Source organism: Lewinella cohaerens DSM 23179, from assembly GCF_000379805.1.
GTDB lineage: Bacteria > Bacteroidota > Bacteroidia > Chitinophagales > Saprospiraceae > Lewinella > Lewinella cohaerens.
In genome coordinates, this window is sequence record NZ_KB903565.1 from 123805 (window position 1) to 141358 (window position 17554).

Genomic DNA, 17554 nt, shown 5'->3' on the forward strand with positions numbered 1-17554 from the left:
TGAAAACCTGAGGTTTATAACCACTGTTTAATAGTTGGGCCTTGCATGGCTCAACTAACCAAGTAACCAAATTCAAAGTAACCGTTTTATGGCGCAGGTAGAATTGATAATGCCCAAAATGGGGGAGAGCATCATGGAAGCTACCATCCTCAATTGGGTCAAGAAAGAAGGCGACCAGGTAGAGATGGACGAGACGATCCTTGAGATTGCTACGGATAAAGTAGACTCTGAGGTCCCTAGTCCGGTCGCTGGCACGATCAGTAAGATCATGTTTCAGGTAGATGATGTTGTAGAGATCGGTAAAGTGATTGCGATCATTGCAACAGAAGGCGAGAACGCTACACCGCAAGCCAGCCCTAGTGTTGCTGAAGCTGCTCCAGCTAGTGCTCCTGCATCATCTAATGGTGCAAGTACAAGTACTAAGGTAGCTGCACCTGCACCTGAGTCTACTCCTCAACCCGCTCCTGCTACAGTAAGCGTTAGTTCTGGAGATCGTTTTTACAGTCCGTTGGTGCGTAATATTGCCAAAGAAGAAGGTGTTTCACAAGCAGAATTAGATGCCTTACCTGGTACCGGGAAAGAAGGACGGGTGACAAAAAAAGACATGCTGGCTTATTTGGAGAACCGCTCTTCCGCTCCGGCAGCTGTCGCTACTCCTCAGCCCGCTACTGCCCGGCCTGCTTCACCTGCGATTGATCAACCGATTGCTAGTTCAATGGCCGATGCCTCAGGAAGCGGTAACGTAGAGATCATCGAAATGGATCGGATGCGCCGTTTGATCGCTGATCACATGGTGAACTCCAAGCATACCTCTCCGCACGTAACCTCGTTCGTAGAGGCAGACGTAACCAATATCGTTAATTGGCGAGAGAAGAATAAGCATGCTTTCCAGCAGAAATTTGGAGAGAAAATTACCTTTACTCCGCTATTTATCGAAGCAATTGTACGGGCAATCCATGATTATCCAATGATCAATGTTTCGGTGGACGGAAAGAATATTATCCGCAAAAAGAACATCAATATTGGTATGGCTGCGGCCCTGCCTACGGGCAACCTCATCGTACCCGTGATCAAAAATGCGGATCACCTCAGCCTTATCGGGCTCACCAAAGCGGTCAATGACCTCGCTAATCGAGCACGGGGTAATAAGCTGAAACCAGAAGACATTCAGGATGGTACTTTCACAGTGACCAATGTAGGTACTTTCGGCAATGTTATGGGTACGCCCATCATCAACCAGCCGCAGGCAGCGATTATGGCAGTAGGAGCTATCCGTAAGCGTCCGGCAGTGGTAGAGACAGAATTTGGCGACCTCATCGCCGTACGGCACATGATGTTCTTGTCTATGTCTTACGATCACCGTATAGTAGACGGTATGTTAGGAGGTTCTTTCCTCCGCAGAGTAGGAGACTACCTGGAGGCATTTGACGCGAATAGAAGCTTGTAATAGTGTAAAAGTTAGGCGGGTGTAAGCGTGTAAAGGTTAATAACTCTTACACCTTTACACTTACCCAACCCTTACACTTGGCTTGGTCATGTTAGCATAATGCTAATCAAACCCAGCAGGCAGCCGAGGACAAGCCAGAAACGGAGGTCCCCCAGAAGTTGGTTTTCTTTCATATCAACATCCTTTTAATGTTTGTTCATCTCTTGTATACCAAAAAGGATGCCAACACAATTTTTTATAATATGTTATGAAGGGTTTCGCTACATTACCCAAGGTTGAGCTTCATGTGCATCTGGACTGTTCACTCAGCTTTGAGGTCGTAAAGCGGTTGCTTCCCGGGATAGATTTTGCCACCTACAAAAAACAGTTTACGAGTGGTGGGAAATGTACCAACTTGAAAGCCTACATCGAATTAGCCATCAGTGCCATTAAGCTGATGCAAACGAAAGAAAGCTTGATTTTGGTGACCAATGATTTAGTGATGCAGTTGGTTGATGATCAAGTGATTTATGCCGAAGTAAGATTTGCCCCTTTACAACATCTGGAACAGGGATTAAGCCCGGAAGAAGTAGTAGCAACGGTCTGTGAAGAGCTGGCGAAGGCTAATCAAAACCACCGAATCAAAGCTAACTTGATAGTCTGTACGCTCCGTCATTATTCGGAAGAAGAAAGCATGGCCACCGTTAAGTTAGCAGAAGCTTTTCGCAATCAGGGTGTAGTTGGCTTTGATCTTGCCGCCGACGAAGCCGGTTATCCCATCGACGCCCACAGGGCAGCTTTTGCTTTTGCTAAAGAAAATAATATCCCTTGCACTGCTCATGCTGGTGAAGCCTGTGGGGCAGAAAGTGTAAGGGAAACTTTGCAAGTATTACGCCCTCAGCGCATTGGGCACGGCGTACGTAGTATTGAGGACAAGAAAGTTATACAAGCATTGCTTACCCAAGATGTTCATCTCGAAATTTGCCCGAGTAGCAATGTGGTTACCAGTGTCGTTGATACGCTAAAAGACCACCCTGTCGATCAACTTTATCGGCAAGGGGTATCACTGAGCATCAATACAGATGGCCGTGCATTGGTTGATGTTGATTTGGCCCACGAATATGAGCAATTGATGCAAATTTTTGGCTGGGAAAAAGCACATTTCCTACAGTGTAACCTGGAAGCGATACGACACGCTTTTATTTCGGAATTAGAGAAGGAGGGCTTGCGTGAGCAGCTTTTGGCGGGATATGGGGGGCTGACTTCAGATAAAAAAGTCAGAAAATAAAAACTCCTTGGTTGCTTGCAACCAAGGAGGTAGAGTAATCGAAACAGAAAGCTAATTTTTAGTGTGAGGGCTACCATTGTATAGTTGCTGAAAACCTGTTAAGACAAAGCAACTCTCACTGTATTAAGTGCTTCGTACGAGGTACTTGGATTTGATCCCCTAATTATTGGCAAACGATTATACCAAGTACCCAGTACGAAATACTATGTGCCATAAAAAACTACTCCCCTTGACCTAGAGAATAAGCTCGCTTATCATTCATGTCGTACAGATTCTCTGTTTTGATAAAGTTGAGGCCTGCTAGGTGGAGCCGGCTCAATAGCTGTACCAATTGCAAGTAAGTGACAGGTGCAGTAGGGGTAGCGGAAGTGTTTTTTGTTTTACCTAGGTATTGTGTAGATACAAATCGACAACGCCAGTGATCGGTGCAGAAGGTTTCGGGCATACCGTTAGGGTATACTTTTACGCCCCGATTAGTGATCATTTTTAGTTGTAATTCCGCGCCAGCGAGCTCTTCCAGTTGACGACCAAGTACATCAGGGTTGCGTTCGGTGCCGGTCCAGTCAAGGAAGATGTCTATGCCCTTCAGTTCTTTTTTTACAGGTAGCGTAGGTTTCAATTTAATACTGATGGGGTCACCAACGGCTGTAGGAGTGATTCCCTTGAAACGACGAGGAGATTGGCCAATTCTTTTGATTACAGCTTGGGCAAAGTCTTGCGTGCCTACCCGTAACTGGGTGTAGTTTTCACTGGCAATATCGGCGGTGTGAATACCATCTTCAAGGGTACAAAGCAAGGCATTCATGATCTTGGCAGCCGTTTCATTCTGCCCCAGATGCTCTAGCATCATGCAGGCGGCGTGGAGTAGCCCAGAGGGATTGGCAATGTCTTTCCCTGCAATGTCGGGCGCTGAGCCGTGAATCGCTTCAAACATCGAAATATGATCACCAATATTAGAAGAACCTCCCAAGCCAACGGATCCTGCGACTTGAGCAGTAATATCGGAAATAATATCACCATAAAGATTCAGGGTCACGATAACGTCAAAGCGTTCCGGGTTATCGGCAAGGTGCGCGGAGCCAATGTCAATAATATAATGCTCTGACGTGATCTCAGGATATTCTTTAGCAACTTCCCGGAAGACCTCGTGAAACAAACCATCGGTGTGTTTCATAATGTTGTCTTTGGTCATACAGGTCACCTTTTTTCGACCGTTGACGCGGGCATACTCAAAAGCATAGCGAACGATGCGTTCACAACCTGGCCGTGAAACAAGCTTTAGACACTGTACTACTTCAGGTGTTTGTTGGTGTTCGATACCAGCGTAGAGGTCTTCTTCGTTCTCTCGGATCACGACGAGGTCCATGTTGGGGAAGTGACTCTGCACGTAAGGCGTATAGGCTCGGCATGGGCGCACGTTAGCGTAAAGCCCCATAGTTTTACGGATAGTTACGTTCAGGCTCTTGTACCCACCACCTTGTGGTGTTGTAATCGGACCCTTAAGGAAAGCTTTGTTTTGGCGAAGGCTTTCCCAGGCATCGGTACTAATACCCGAAGTGTGACCATTGAGGTACATTTTTTCGCCAATTTCTATTTTGTCGTAAGTCAATTGTGCACCAGCTGCTTCCAAAATAGAAAGGGTAGCTTGCATAATTTCTTTTCCTACGCCATCTCCCTCTGCAATCGTAATGCGATCAGGTAAGCTGTTTTTTAACTTGTCAGAGTTGGGTTGAATGATCGTATTCAGCGACATAAATTGATTTTTTTAGTTTTGTTTTATTTGATAAGGTAAAGTGAAGTCAAATAGTTTATTTACTTTTATTTATATTTTTAATCTTTTTTATTTTGTTTTATTATGAATTATACTTTGCATCAGCTGCGCATTTTTCGCGAAATTGTCAAAACACGCAGTGTTACAAAGGCTTCTAAGGCATTACACTTGTCTCAGCCAGCAGTATCTATTCAATTAAAAAAGCTACAAGATCAATTTGAAATTCCTTTGACGGAAGTCATTGGGAGGCAGATATATATTACGGAGTTTGGAGAAGAAGTAGCCGAGGCTTGTGATCGCATATTGGATGAAGTCTATTCACTGAAGCATCGAACCCTGGCTTATAAAGGATTCCTGACAGGGCAGTTGAAGATTTCGGTGGTAAGTACTGCAAAATACGTGATGCCCTACTTCTTACCAGAGTTCTTGGGCAGGAATGAGGGTATTGATATCGTTATGGATGTAACCAATAAAGCAAGTGTGGTCCAAAGCCTGAGGGAGAACGAAGTAGATTTCGCGATGGTTTCTGTTATGCCTACAGATTTGGCATTGAACAGTATCGAGTTGATGAGCAATAAACTCTACCTCGTGGGAAGTGCCAGTAGAGTGGGAAAGCTCAAAAAAATAGACAAAGAGGTTTTAAAGACGTCACTGTTGATTTACAGAGAAGAAGGCTCAGCCACCCGCCAACAGATGGAGGAATTCCTTACAGAAAACGAACTTCCGGTTACCAAGCGTATGGAATTGACCTCTAATGAGGCTGTAAAACAAGCCGTTATTGCAGGGCTTGGTTATTCTGTTCTTCCTTTGATCGGGATCAAAAATGAAATTGCAAATGGGAGTATTCATGTTATTCCTTTCAAAGGGTTACCTATGGTTACTTCCTGGAGTTTGGTGTGGCTAAAGAATAAAAAATTCTCTCCTGCAGGAGCAGCTTTCCTACAGTTCTTGCGTGATGAAAAAGAAACTATTATTCTGGATAAATTTCAGTGGTTTGAAGATTTTAAATCTTAGGGTCTTTTAAAAAATTCCACAATAAACCTAGCGCCCTGCTGCTTGCATACTGAATGTTCTTCTCCCTGTCTTTAGTGCCATGCAATAAGAAGGTCTCTGTTTTTTTATGATTCCCTACGGCAAGCCAAATGGTGCCAACGGGCTTTTCGGGCGATCCACCACCTGGGCCAGCAATTCCGGAAATCGCAAGCGCTACGTCTACATTCAAAGCTTTTAAAGCACCCGCTACCATTTCTATAACGGTTTGTTCACTTACCGCGCCATGATCATTGAGGGTCGTAGGGCTCACGCCCAAGAGGTTTTCTTTTACCTTATTGTCGTAGGCGACGATACTTCCTTGGAAATAAGCCGAAGCACCGGAGATGGAGGTGATACGATGGGCCACATAGCCGCCTGTACAACTTTCCGCAGTGGCTAAAGTGAGATTTTTTTCCAAAAGCAAGCGACCTACTTCTGCTTCGATAGTAGTAGTACCCTCACCGAATACAAAACCCTGAAGACGCTCCAGAAAAGCATCGCCATAAGTTTGCAAATCGGTTTGCAGTTGCTCTGCATCGCCAGCGCGCCCTGTCAGGCGTAGCCTTACTTGTCCTAAACTGGGCAGGTATGCTAGGCTGAGGTGAGCAGGCAGTTGGTCTTCTAGATCTTCGATTTGGGCAGCCAGGCGCGATTCTCCTTCGCCTATCGTCAGGATGGTACGATGGGCAATAGGCCTGATTTTGTGCCGCTTACGCAAACGGGGAATAACCTCATGGGTAAGTAGGTATTCCATTTCGTAGGGAACACCAGGCATGGAGACAACGATCTTATCGTCTTGCTCCATCCACATACCGGGGGCAGTACCCATTTTATTGGTGAGTAGCAGCGCATTTTCTGGCATGTAGCACTGCTCGCGGTGAGCAGGTGTAGTGCTGCGGCCTAGCCGTTGAAAAAAGTATTCGATCCGCTCCCAGGTCACTTCACTAAAGGCCATCTCTACGCCAAAGTAAGTTGCCAAAGCCTTTTTGGTTACATCGTCCTTGGTAGGCCCCAGTCCCCCGGTCATCAGCACAATATCACTGTGGCCCAGCGCTTGTTTGAGATTGTCAATGATTTCTGGAAGGGTATCCGCAATGGTTAACTTGCGGAAGATTTCCATACCATGCAAGTTGAGCTCGCGGGCCATGAAAGCGGAGTTCGTGTCGATAACCTGACCAATCAAAAGCTCATCACCAATAGTGAGAATGGTAATTTTAGGCATAAAGGGTAGTTTATAAGAATGCGACTTCTTTGAGATCAAAGTACTGAACATGCGTTTCCGGCATTTGGATCGCCAATTTACCGGTTTCCTGTACACCAATGATTTGTCCTGTGAAAATTTTTCCAGAATCTACTTCCTGGAACGAATGCCATTCCTGGTAACGATAGAGGTTTCGAAGATAATCAGCACGGATGATTGCCGGATTGCTTTTGAGCTGGAAATATCGTGCTTCTAATCGTTGAAAGAGAAGGTGTTGAACTTCTTTCCTAGCTACCTCTTTGCCAAGGTGTTGTTGTAGAGAACCTGGTCGCGGAAGCACTTTAGGAAAATCCATTTCGTTGATATTTAGTCCTATACCTACAACACTGGATTGTAGCAATAATCCAGAAAGACTGTTTTGGATAAGGATGCCTGCTAGCTTTTTATCAGCTAGATAAACATCGTTGGGCCATTTGACAAATGCCTTCGCACTGGCAAAATGGCTGATGGTATCGGCAACAGCCAATGCCACCGCCTGGGAGAGTGAAAATTGCTGTCGCGCAGCTAACCATCGTGGTCGGAAAATGACACTCAGAAGCAGGTTTTTGCCAGGGCTGGCGTACCAACTACTGCCAATTTGTCCTCTGCCGGCGGTCTGATAGTCCGCTGATATGACAGTTCCTTCACTTGGTGTGGTTTTTGCTACTTTTTCTAATGCAAGGGCATTAGTTGAAGGAACCTCCGTAAAGTGGTGGACAACATTTCCGACGAAAAGGGTGTTGAATTTCAACTAAAGGGATTTTTTTTGCTAGCTTTGGAACAGCACAAAAATAAATTGGGCTTTTGTATTTCAAATAGATGACAAAACGATTCACCTTAAGTGTGTTATCTATTTGAAATACCTAAAAAAAAAGAACTATTTACTTTTTGCGCAATACTTTTGTTACTGTAAAAGTAATGTACCATTACGATAATAAATAAACTATTCAATAATTTGAGTCAAGCCGTTCGATTAAACCAGCAAACTAGCTGGACCCAAGAGGAACTAAATGATATAGTAATTGACGCCATCCAGGATATCAAAGGTAAGCATATCGTCAAGTTGGATTTACGTCGTATAGAGGATGCTCCTACTGATTTCTTTATCATTTGCGAAGGAGATTCCAATACTCAAGTAAAAGCTATTGCGGATAATATATCCATGCGACTCAAAGAAGAGTTGGGGACTTTTCCTTCTAATGTAGAGGGGGTGGGAGCCAGCAATTGGGTTTGCCTGGATTATTTTAATACGGTGATACACGTCTTTTATCGAGAGACCCGTGCATTCTATGAGTTAGAGGACTTGTGGGGCGACGCCCAGTTTACGGAGTACGAGACGCTTTAAAGTCTTCCAAAAAAGCCCCTGTGACGGGTATACAGCTCTTTTTGTCGATTGACGTTAACGATTTTCCTACTTACGCGTTAAAGTTAAGGAGTAGGAAATCAAAGAAAACTATTTGCCAAGAATGGAAAACGAAAATAAAGGCAATCCAAATGAAGGTGGGCCGAAGTTTAGCTCTTATTGGATTTACGCAATAATTGCGGTATTTCTGCTGGGGTTGAATTTTTACACGATGTCGGAAGGCAGCCGTGAGCCTATCCAATATGATCGGCTAGAGGAAATGATAGCAGATAATGCTGTAGAGGATATCATTGTGGTAACCAACCTCAAGCAGGCTCAAATTTACCTTAAGGAAAGTAAACTTACTGAGGAACGCTATAAAGATGCTGCGCAAGGTAGCTTTAGCCGTGATCGCTTTCACTACCGTATGGTCATTGGATCTACGGATCAGTTTAGTGATGATTTAAAAGAAATCCAAGAAGCCGAAGGTATTCCGCGTGAAGATTGGATACGCCCTACCTTTGAAACAAGACAGGATTACATTGGGAATATTCTTAGCTGGTTATTGCCGATTGTAGTGATTGTTGCGATCTGGATTTTCATCATGCGTCGCGTAGGCGGTGGAGGTGCAGGTCCAGGCTCTCAGATTTTCAATATTGGAAAATCAAAAGCTACCCTGTTCGATCAGAATAGCAAGGTCAATATCACTTTTGCAGATGTTGCTGGCCTGGATGAGGCAAAAGAAGAGGTGATGGAAATTGTTGATTTCCTAAAGAACCCGAAAAAATATACCGTTCTGGGAGGTAAAATCCCTAAAGGCGTATTACTGGTAGGCCCTCCGGGAACTGGTAAAACCCTTTTGGCTAAAGCTGTAGCGGGAGAAGCTGCTGTACCTTTCTTCTCGATTTCCGGATCGGATTTCGTAGAAATGTTTGTAGGTGTTGGTGCTTCCCGTGTGCGTGATCTATTCAAGCAAGCCCGCGAAAAAGCACCCTGTATCGTCTTTATTGATGAGATCGATGCGATTGGTCGTGCTCGTGGCCGTGGAGGAATGCAAGGTGGAAACGATGAACGGGAAAATACCCTGAATCAGCTGTTGGTGGAAATGGACGGCTTTAGTACCGACAAAGGAGTTATCCTAATGGCGGCAACCAACCGCCCGGATGTTCTTGATACGGCATTGTTGCGCCCTGGTCGCTTTGATCGCCAGATTGGTATTGATCGCCCGGATATCAAAGGCCGAGAGGCTATTTTCAAGGTACACCTCAAGACCATAAAAACTGCTCCGGAGATAAACCCTGCAGTTTTGGCAGAAATGACGCCTGGTTTTGCTGGGGCTGAGATTGCCAATGTCTGTAACGAAGCAGCACTGATTGCCGCTCGACACGAGAAGGTGGCTGTTGAGCTGGAGGATTTCAATTACGCTTTGGATAAGGTTATTGGTGGATTAGAGAAGAAGAACAAACTAATTCCGCCCGACGAGAAAAAAATCATCGCCTATCACGAAGCTGGCCATGCCCTTTGTGGATGGTACTTGCCTCACGCAATGCCTTTGGTTAAAGTTACCATCGTACCCCGAGGAGTAGCGGCATTGGGTTATGCGCAGTACCTGCCTAAAGAGCGTTACATTACACGTACGGAGCAGATGCTAGACCAGATGTGTATGACTTTTGGTGGTCGTGCTGCGGAAGAAGTAGTATTTCAGAAAATTAGCACTGGTGCCCAAAATGATTTGGACAAAGTGACGAAGATGGCCTACGATATGACGACCATCTACGGCATGAATCCGAAAGTTGGTCAAGTAAGCTTCTATGGCATGTCCAAAGATGCTTATCAGCGCCCTTACAGTGATGATACGGCTACCCTTATTGATGATGAAGTACGCAAACTACTGGATTCCCAGTATGAACGTGCCCAGAATCTACTTAATGAGCACCGTGATAAGCTCGAACTGTTGGCCCATGAGTTATTAGACAAAGAGGTTTTGCTGAAAAGCGACCTGGAAAAACTTATTGGACCACGCCCGAGCGATGCTGATGAAACGGAAGCACAGGAATGGGTCGGTGTTGTCGATAATGCGAATTCCACAGAATTGCCAAAACAAACACCTCCACCGCCTCTACCCAAAGGAGAGGACGTTTAAAATATTGTCAGAGAATCACTTTGGAGGAGTGGTTACTTAGCTAAGTATTGGCTGTAAAAAGATTTTTTATCATCTTTGCAGCATCAAAGTTAACCACTAAACAGATTGACCATGTCTGACGAAATAAAAAACGTAGGTAGCAAAGGCTATTTCTTCCTGTTCATGTTTATCGCATTTTTACTATTTATCGTACTTGTGGTAAGCATTTACAATTACAACTTTAAGTTTTTGAGCTAATAGCATTAGCTTAGAATAAGCTGCTCTTAGCAGGAAATGTAAATGGGGTCATTGTTGCAGCTGCAACAATGACCCCATTTCTTTTTAATAGACTGACTTGTCTATACATTGTACATCATCTCAATCTCTTTAGCGAATTTCTCCAGGATGACTCTTCTTTTTAGCTTCATCGTAGGCGTCAATTCTGCGGTAGAACCATCCTCCTTCGTCGCATCCCATGTTGTTGGAAGGAGTGTGAATTTCTTGATCTGCTCGATCTTGCTAAAGCGAGGGTTCATACTATCAATGATCTGTTGATAGTGGGCAATAACCTTGCTGTTACTCACCGCATCCTGGAGGGTTGTCCATTTGATACCATTGTTCGAACAATAGTTTTCTAAAGCTTCCGGAGACGGGACAATAAGCGCCGATACAAATTTCCGTTTGTCACCAACGACCATCATTTGCTCGATTAGGAAATCTTCTTTGCAGAGACTTTCTATAGGGGCAGGGGCGACGTATTTCCCTCCGGATGTTTTGAGGAGTTCTTTTTTACGATCCGTGATTTTAACAAATTTATTCCCTTTGGCGCTGGTCACCCAAGTGCCAACATCGCCGGTCCTGAACCAGCGCTCTCCGTCAACCTCTTCGATAACTTTTGCGGTTTCATCAGGCTTGTTGTAGTAACCCATCATTATATTAGGGCCTTTAGCCATGATTTCTCCTTCTCCTTCTCGGTAATCTCCTGAAGTATCAATGCGGATTTCCACATCAGGGAAGGGCATACCCACTGTTCCCATGTAGGCTCCGTCGGCTTCGTAGCGGTTAAAAGTAAGCCCCGGAGAGGTTTCCGTGAGGCCATAAGCTTCGCGTATTGGAATACCCGCCGCAGAGAATACTCGCATGATTTTTACTGGGCAGGGGGCTGCACCTGTGAGAATACCTTTTACTCGTCCGCCCAGCGCTTCCCGCCATTTGCTAAAGATGAGTTTGTCGGCAATACCCCATTGTATTCCCGTCAAGCCACCGAATTGTTTATCGTAATCGTAGGTGTCAGTTAGGCCAAGTGCCCAAAAGAAGAGTGTTTTTTTGAGACCGGTAAGGTCTAGCCCTTTGTTGTAGATTTTTTCATACACTTTTTCTAAAAGACGAGGTACTGTCGTGAAAAAGTGAGGTTTGATAGCTTGCAAGTCTCCTGTTTCGCCACCCAGGTTGTCTGTGCCGGTAAAAACAATGTTGATCCCGTTGTAGACAAAAGAGTAGGCAGCTGTTCGTTCAAAAATATGACAGAGCGGTAAGAAACTCAGAGCAATTTCTCCGGTGTTGAGCGGTAAGTATGCTTTAACGGCCTTTACATTACTGACAATGTTGTTGTGCGAAAGCATAACCCCCTTCGGGTTGCCGGTAGTGCCACTGGTATAGATAATCGTGGCCATTTCTTCGGGTTGAATGGCAGCTTTACGCTGTTCGACTTCTTCCTGCCCTCCTTCTGCAAAAATATCTTCCCAGTAAGGGCGCCCTTCTTGCCGGTCCAGGGTGTATATGTTCTCCAAGGTGGAAACATTAGGCTTAGCCGAAGTTACTTTATCGTAAAGGTCGCCTTCGCCAGCAAAGCAAAGTTTAACCCCGGCGTCATTGAAGATGTATTCGTATTCCACCGGACTGATGGTAGGATAAACAGGTACATTGATGGCACCTATTTGCTGCAAACCAATATCCATGATAGTCCATTCTGGTCGGTTTTTATAAACAACCAGTGCTATCTTATCGCCGGGTTGTACTCCCAGTGCGATTAGACCACGGCTTACCTGATTGGCCTTTTCAATGACTTCATCCGTACTGTAGTAAGCCCATTCTCCACTGGTTTTACGACCACCTATTGCTTGCGCTTGGGGGAAATGTTCTTTTTGATAATGGATAAAATCAAATAATCTAGTGGGCTCCATGTTCACAGTTTAGAATTTAGATAAAAATACAGGATTGTCAGGGTAGTTGGAATATTAGTCTGGCGAAAATAACTAAAAGCAAATAAAAGAAGGCTATCTGTTTGCGAATTCCTTTTTCATTAGCTTTAAAACTTTTTCAAATTTGCTAAATCGGTGCCCGGCACCGGGAAACCATTGTACGTGAGATTGGGTAAATTGTTCGGGTATTTGTTGGTGATCAAGTACTTCGTCATCATTGGCCAAAAAAAAGTACAGCAGTTTTTGGTTTTGCTGATGATCGGCCTCCGATTTCATTTTTCCAAGTATTGTCAGATAATCTCGCTTGAAGTGATATGCACGACCTTGTGTCCAGGTTTTAAAAACACCAATTCCTCGATCATCAAGTGTAATGTGTGGTTTTAAAGAAGGGTTGAAAAGTAAAGCCTTTAGCTGATGAAGAGCGCTGTAGTAATAGGCATAAAATCCTCCTAAAGAGGTGCCCACCAATAGCGGAGGTTCTGTGCAATTGGCAATGCAGGCTTCAATAACCTCCTGTACTTCCAAGGGGTGAGCAGGCAGGTCCGGCGCTTGTACATTGGCCGTCGGGAAATGCTTTCGGAGTGCTGTAGTCTTCCAGCCTTCTCCGTCGCTATTAAAACCATGCAGGTAAATAATATCCATAAGGTGATTTTTGTCACTAAGGTCATGGCAAAGATCATTAGATTTCCTCACTTTTTGTTACAAATGCGTGACACGGAATCTGGCTTGCTTTTTTACCTTTGTCCAAGTCGTTGAAGGCCTTACTTTATGCTGCTACAATACAAAATTCTTACTGTAACTCATCGCCATACGAACCTAAGTCGTATTGGTGATTTTTCATTGCCTGCTGATGACCAGGGGGCTGTAAGTGATTTGTTGCAAGGGCTCAAACAGCAATTTCAATTGGATGAGCTTTTTTATGTGGCTACGTGTAACCGAGTATTGTTTCTGTTTGTCACAGAAAAAAGCCTTGATGAACATTTTGTTGAGTACTTTTTTCAATCGATAAATCCATCTTTGGAGACTAAGGCGATCAAAGAAAGTGTGCGAGGGTTTGAAGGAATGCCAGCAGTAGAGCATTTTCAGCAAGTAGGCTGTTCTATTGACTCTCTGGTTGTAGGCGAGCGCCAAATATTAGGCCAGCTGAGAGAAGCTTTTGACCAAGCTAAAAAGCGCGGCCATATAGGAGATTATTTGCGACTATTGTTTCAGCGTATGGTCGCTGCGTCTAAAGATGTTTACTCCAATACCCGTATTGGAGAGAAGCCGGTTTCAATTGCTTCTTTAGCTGTGCGCAAGATGCTGAGTTCCCACCTGAAGGCAAATTCAAGAATAGTTGTTATTGGTGCCGGCCAGACGAACACGCTGGTAAGTAAATTTTTGCTCAAGCACAATTTCAAAAATGTAACGGTATTTAATCGAAGTCTGGCGAAAGCTGAAAAGCTGGCAAAAAAATTTGCTGGCGAAGCTTTCCCATTGACTGAATTGATCAATTATCGAGAAGGCTTTGATTGCCTAGTCGTCTGCACAGGAGCGAAAGAACCTATCCTTAATAATGTCATTTATACCAGCCTACTTAACGGGGAAGACGCCAAAGGCAAAGTCATCGTTGATTTGGCTATTCCTCATAATACCGACCCGGAAATTTTTCGGACTTACCCCGAGAGCCTTTACATCGAGATAGAAGGCCTACGGCAGTTGGCTGATGAGAATCGTTCCTTTCGGGAAAAAGAGTTAGCGATCGCTGAGCAACGGTTGCAGCAACACATCGAAGCTTTTCCGCTCAATCTACAACAGCGGCAATTGGAAATTGCTATGCGTGAAGTTCCTTCTGCTATCAAAGCGGTACGCGTAAAAGCCGTTAATGAGATCTTTCGTAAAGATATCGAACAGATGGACGATAATTCTCGTGCTCTCCTTGATGAAGTTCTGAGCTACATGGAGAAAAAATGTATAGGTATCCCTATGCGCGTTGCACGCGAAACGCTGATTAACTAGAAATTCCCCAAAATTAGAGTTGTTAATATTAGCCATGAAGGTGCTGAAACAAGATNTTAAGCACCTTCATGGCTAGTGGTCTGTCAAGTTCAAAAAAATCGGTTGCCCGACCTCTTTGATTTGACAGACCATTAGGTTTCTTTACTTCAATGTAAAGGCTACCCGTGCAAACAAGAAGCGGCCACCAAAGCTAAATTGGGGCGAGCGACGAGAGTACACAAAGCGTCCATCCGACTGGAAACTAGGATCAGCCTCGTCTGGATAAACATCCAGCAAGTTGTTGGCTCCAAAAGTGAAGTTGAGGTTGTTCGCAACTTCATAGCCTAATGACAAATCAGTAATGACTTTGCCTGCATTGTAAGGATCAATACTCTTGTCTGTCTGATTTAAATCAGCATCAAAGATATCAGCATTGGTCGCTTCGGTAGTTTCTCCGAAGTAGGTGTTACGTAGGTAAACGGTCAATTTGTTCAGTGTAAGGGTGTTGCCTAAGGTAACTTTTACCCGAGGAACAGCTTGCTCTAAATAAATCCGACTGGTCTGATCAAAATAGGTGTCGACCAACCCTTTCTCTCTTAATAAGTCGGATGCATTGATGCCGTCTTCCTGATCCCAAGTGGTCTTGGAAATAGTAGCAGCAAGGTCACTACGCAATGTTTTTCCTCCAGTGCCAAGGCTGGCAGAATGAGCAATAACAATGTCAATACCCTGTGAAGTAGTGTTGATTGCATTGGCAAAGAAAGCAGCCTGTGTAGCACCAGCTTGATTGAAGATAGACTGAAGTTCAGCATCATCACCAGGGCCAAACTGCCCGGTGAGGATAACGCGATCATCGATACCTACCTGGTAAGCATCAATAGTGAAACGAAGGCTGGCAGCAGGAACCTTAGCAGTGAAGCCAAAGCTTACACTCTGGGAGGTTTCTTCTTTCAGTTCAGGAATTCCAAGCAACTTGGCTGCACGAGAAGTATTGGCAAAAATACCTACTTCCTGAGGGACAGAAACACCATCTACCAAGTTAAAAATAGTAGAAGTACGACTGAAGTGAATCTGGTGTAAGGAAGGTGCACGGAAGCCAGAGCTAGTACCTGCACGAATGGCAAAGTTGTCGCTGACCTTGTAGCGCCCTGTCAATTTGTAATTGAATGTAGAACCAAAGTCAGAATAGTTCTCAAAACGTACAGCACCACCAAGAAGGAATGCTTCACTCAGGTCAAATTCTGTATCCAGGTAAAGCGCTGCACTGGAACGGTTAGCATCCACCGCATTGGTAGGCAGGAAGCCTGCAAAACACTGGGCACCAGAAGGACGGTTACGACCAAAATAATCAAGCACCAATAGTTCGTCTGGTGTAGCTGGAGTTACCAGGTTACCATTTTGATCGTAGTTGCCGTAAGATTGCTCAGAACCAGCAGTTACATTATAGTTTTCGAGTCGATACTCTCCTCCAAAAGCAACGTTAATGCCTTTGCCTGCTGCACCATCAAAATACTGAGAAAGGTCAAAGTTAGAGGTGGATTGGGAAAAGCTATGACCACCAGCATCGAATTCTGTTGGAGAGCTACTCCCCAGCGTAGCATTGTGAGTGTCGGTTATATTGTAAAGAAATTCATTGTAACCATACACGGTGCTAAAGTCTGCATTCCAGTCACCAACCATTCCCCGCAAGCCTACACCGAAACTACGGTCAATAATGTTAGAATTGATCTTAGGTACAGTACCATCAGCGTAGATGGAAGTAGTGGTGCGATTTTGAGAAGGAAGACGATAGAAACAGCCAGAACAACCCCGGCGATAGCCTACACCTGCAAAGCTATAAAGCTCGGCGTTATCGCCAACAGGAAGCTCCATGTTCGCAAAGAAATTGCCACCACGTACTTCCGACTGACCGACTAGCATATTGTAGTCACTGCGTTCCTGATTTCTTGCGCCCAACTCTTGAGTGGTTGCATCAAAATCAAGGACACCAGCTAAGCCACTGATATCGGTGAGGTCATTTAGTGCCTGGAGGGTTCCACCGTCAAGGTAGCTTACATCTTGTGCATAGGTCTGAACTTGCTCCAGTGTTAGGTTGCTTATGTCAGCACCGTCAGCAGCAGCTACCCGCTCAATACCATTATAGGCATTAAATATTTGGCCAGAGAATTCCTGCATTCTGCTGGTCTTCCCCCGATAGTTGAATTCACCGCTGAAGTTGATAAAACCACCTTCAGTACCTAAAGGTAAGCCGTAGTTCATCCCCAGATTAATTACTTCACCGTCTGCACTTTTGGTTTCACCACCAAAAGGTCCGATACCATCAGAAAAGTTAGCACCAGTAGTAAGGCTAAGAGCCAATTGGTTGACATCCTCGCGGAGTTTTACATTGATAACACCTGCAATGGCATCTGTACCGTACTGCGCTGCTGCACCATCACGAAGAATTTCAATTTTCTCAATAGCAGAAGCCGGGATGGCGTTGAGGTCTGTTCCTACATTACCACGACCAAAAGTACCATTCACATTCACAAGGGAAGTCGTGTGACGTCTTTTTCCATTAACCAACACCAAAACCTGGTCTGGCCCTAAGCCACGTAGAGAGGCTGGGTCAATGTGGTCGGTACCATCTGAAATGGTTTGAGTGTTAGAAGAGAACGAAGGCGCCGTCTGGCTCAATAGTTGATTGATACTCACCTGTGGCGCTTTCGAGGCCAACTCACTTACATTAATCACATCTACGGGCACCGCAGATTCAAGGTTGGTACGGTTAGATGCCCGGGTACCAGTAACGACCACTTCGTCGATAAGTACACCACCGGCAAGGTTGAAATCAGCAGTAGCGGTTCCTCCAGCCGCAACAGTCACCTGCCTGGTTTGGGTAGAGTAACCTACATAGCTTGCTACAACTTTATAAGTTCCAGGGTCAACAGTAATGCTGTATTTGCCATCAAGGTCAGTAACTGCACCTTTTAAAGTGCCATCAATTCCGACCGAAACACCATATAAAGGCTCGTCTCCATCAACGATGGTACCGCTAATGGTGCCTTGTTGGGCAAAACCTATGACGGAAAAAGCCATAAGTGAGAGAAGTAGATAAAACGGTTTCATAACTAATTAATTTAGTGAATAATAAGTCTGTACTAATTATAATAGCG

General features: G+C 44.7%; 13 protein-coding genes. 7 read left to right on the forward strand and 6 right to left on the reverse strand.

Annotated elements, in window-relative coordinates:
• Positions 1 to 88 precede the first annotated feature (88 nt).
• Complete coding sequence (locus tag A3EU_RS0121885) at positions 89 to 1447, forward strand: dihydrolipoamide acetyltransferase family protein (RefSeq protein WP_020538344.1); 1359 nt, start codon at positions 89 to 91, stop codon at positions 1445 to 1447.
• Positions 1448 to 1694: 247 nt separating this feature from the next.
• A complete protein-coding gene (gene add / locus A3EU_RS0121890; RefSeq protein ID WP_020538345.1) occupies positions 1695 to 2714 on the forward strand; it encodes an adenosine deaminase in 1020 nt (339 codons plus the stop codon).
• A 220-nt stretch (positions 2715 to 2934) separates the two neighbouring features.
• Here the strand turns inward: add and A3EU_RS0121895 are convergent, their stop codons facing one another.
• Positions 2935 to 4467 carry an NADP-dependent isocitrate dehydrogenase gene (locus tag A3EU_RS0121895; RefSeq protein ID WP_020538346.1) on the reverse strand — a complete coding sequence of 511 codons (1533 nt, stop codon included), beginning with the start codon at positions 4465 to 4467 and terminating at the stop codon, positions 2935 to 2937.
• A 102-nt stretch (positions 4468 to 4569) separates the two neighbouring features.
• On the opposite strand from A3EU_RS0121895, the gene A3EU_RS0121900 reads away from it, so the two are divergent.
• A complete protein-coding gene (locus A3EU_RS0121900) occupies positions 4570 to 5499 on the forward strand; it encodes a LysR family transcriptional regulator (RefSeq protein ID WP_020538347.1) in 930 nt (309 codons plus the stop codon).
• On the opposite strand, the gene A3EU_RS0121905 is transcribed toward A3EU_RS0121900, so the two are convergent.
• On the reverse strand, positions 5489 to 6739 hold the full coding sequence (locus A3EU_RS0121905; RefSeq protein WP_020538348.1) for a CinA family nicotinamide mononucleotide deamidase-related protein: 1251 nt from the start codon (positions 6737 to 6739) through the stop codon (positions 5489 to 5491). The genes A3EU_RS0121900 and A3EU_RS0121905 overlap by 11 nt on opposite strands.
• Before the next feature lie 10 nt (positions 6740 to 6749).
• The gene (locus A3EU_RS0121910) at positions 6750 to 7508 is read right to left on the reverse strand and encodes a biotin--[acetyl-CoA-carboxylase] ligase (RefSeq protein ID WP_020538349.1); all 759 of its coding nucleotides are present in this window, start codon (positions 7506 to 7508) and stop codon (positions 6750 to 6752) included.
• A gap of 204 nt (positions 7509 to 7712) precedes the next feature.
• On the opposite strand from A3EU_RS0121910, the gene rsfS reads away from it, so the two are divergent.
• The 3 genes from rsfS to A3EU_RS35080 all read left to right on the forward strand — a co-directional run bounded on the left by rsfS (position 7713) and on the right by A3EU_RS35080 (position 10479).
• Positions 7713 to 8102, forward strand: a complete 390-nt coding sequence (gene rsfS / locus A3EU_RS0121915; RefSeq protein ID WP_020538350.1) for a ribosome silencing factor — start codon at positions 7713 to 7715, stop codon at positions 8100 to 8102.
• A 121-nt stretch (positions 8103 to 8223) separates the two neighbouring features.
• Positions 8224 to 10242, forward strand: a complete 2019-nt coding sequence (gene ftsH, locus A3EU_RS31380) for an ATP-dependent zinc metalloprotease FtsH (protein ID WP_020538351.1) — start codon at positions 8224 to 8226, stop codon at positions 10240 to 10242.
• 111 nt (positions 10243 to 10353) lie between these two features.
• Positions 10354 to 10479 carry a hypothetical protein gene (locus tag A3EU_RS35080; protein ID WP_020538352.1) on the forward strand — a complete coding sequence of 42 codons (126 nt, stop codon included), beginning with the start codon at positions 10354 to 10356 and terminating at the stop codon, positions 10477 to 10479.
• 101 nt (positions 10480 to 10580) lie between these two features.
• On the opposite strand, the gene A3EU_RS0121930 is transcribed toward A3EU_RS35080, so the two are convergent.
• Positions 10581 to 12404, reverse strand: a complete 1824-nt coding sequence (locus A3EU_RS0121930; RefSeq protein WP_020538353.1) for an AMP-dependent synthetase/ligase — start codon at positions 12402 to 12404, stop codon at positions 10581 to 10583.
• 93 nt (positions 12405 to 12497) lie between these two features.
• A complete protein-coding gene (locus A3EU_RS0121935; protein WP_020538354.1) occupies positions 12498 to 13064 on the reverse strand; it encodes a YqiA/YcfP family alpha/beta fold hydrolase in 567 nt (188 codons plus the stop codon).
• Between the two features lie 126 nt (positions 13065 to 13190).
• Between A3EU_RS0121935 and hemA the strand changes: the two genes are divergently transcribed.
• Positions 13191 to 14420: a glutamyl-tRNA reductase gene (gene hemA / locus A3EU_RS0121940; protein ID WP_020538355.1), complete on the forward strand. Its 1230-nt coding sequence runs from the start codon at positions 13191 to 13193 to the stop codon at positions 14418 to 14420.
• A gap of 141 nt (positions 14421 to 14561) precedes the next feature.
• On the opposite strand, the gene A3EU_RS0121945 is transcribed toward hemA, so the two are convergent.
• Complete coding sequence (locus tag A3EU_RS0121945) at positions 14562 to 17507, reverse strand: TonB-dependent receptor (protein ID WP_026211530.1); 2946 nt, start codon at positions 17505 to 17507, stop codon at positions 14562 to 14564.
• Positions 17508 to 17554: the final 47 nt, after the last annotated feature.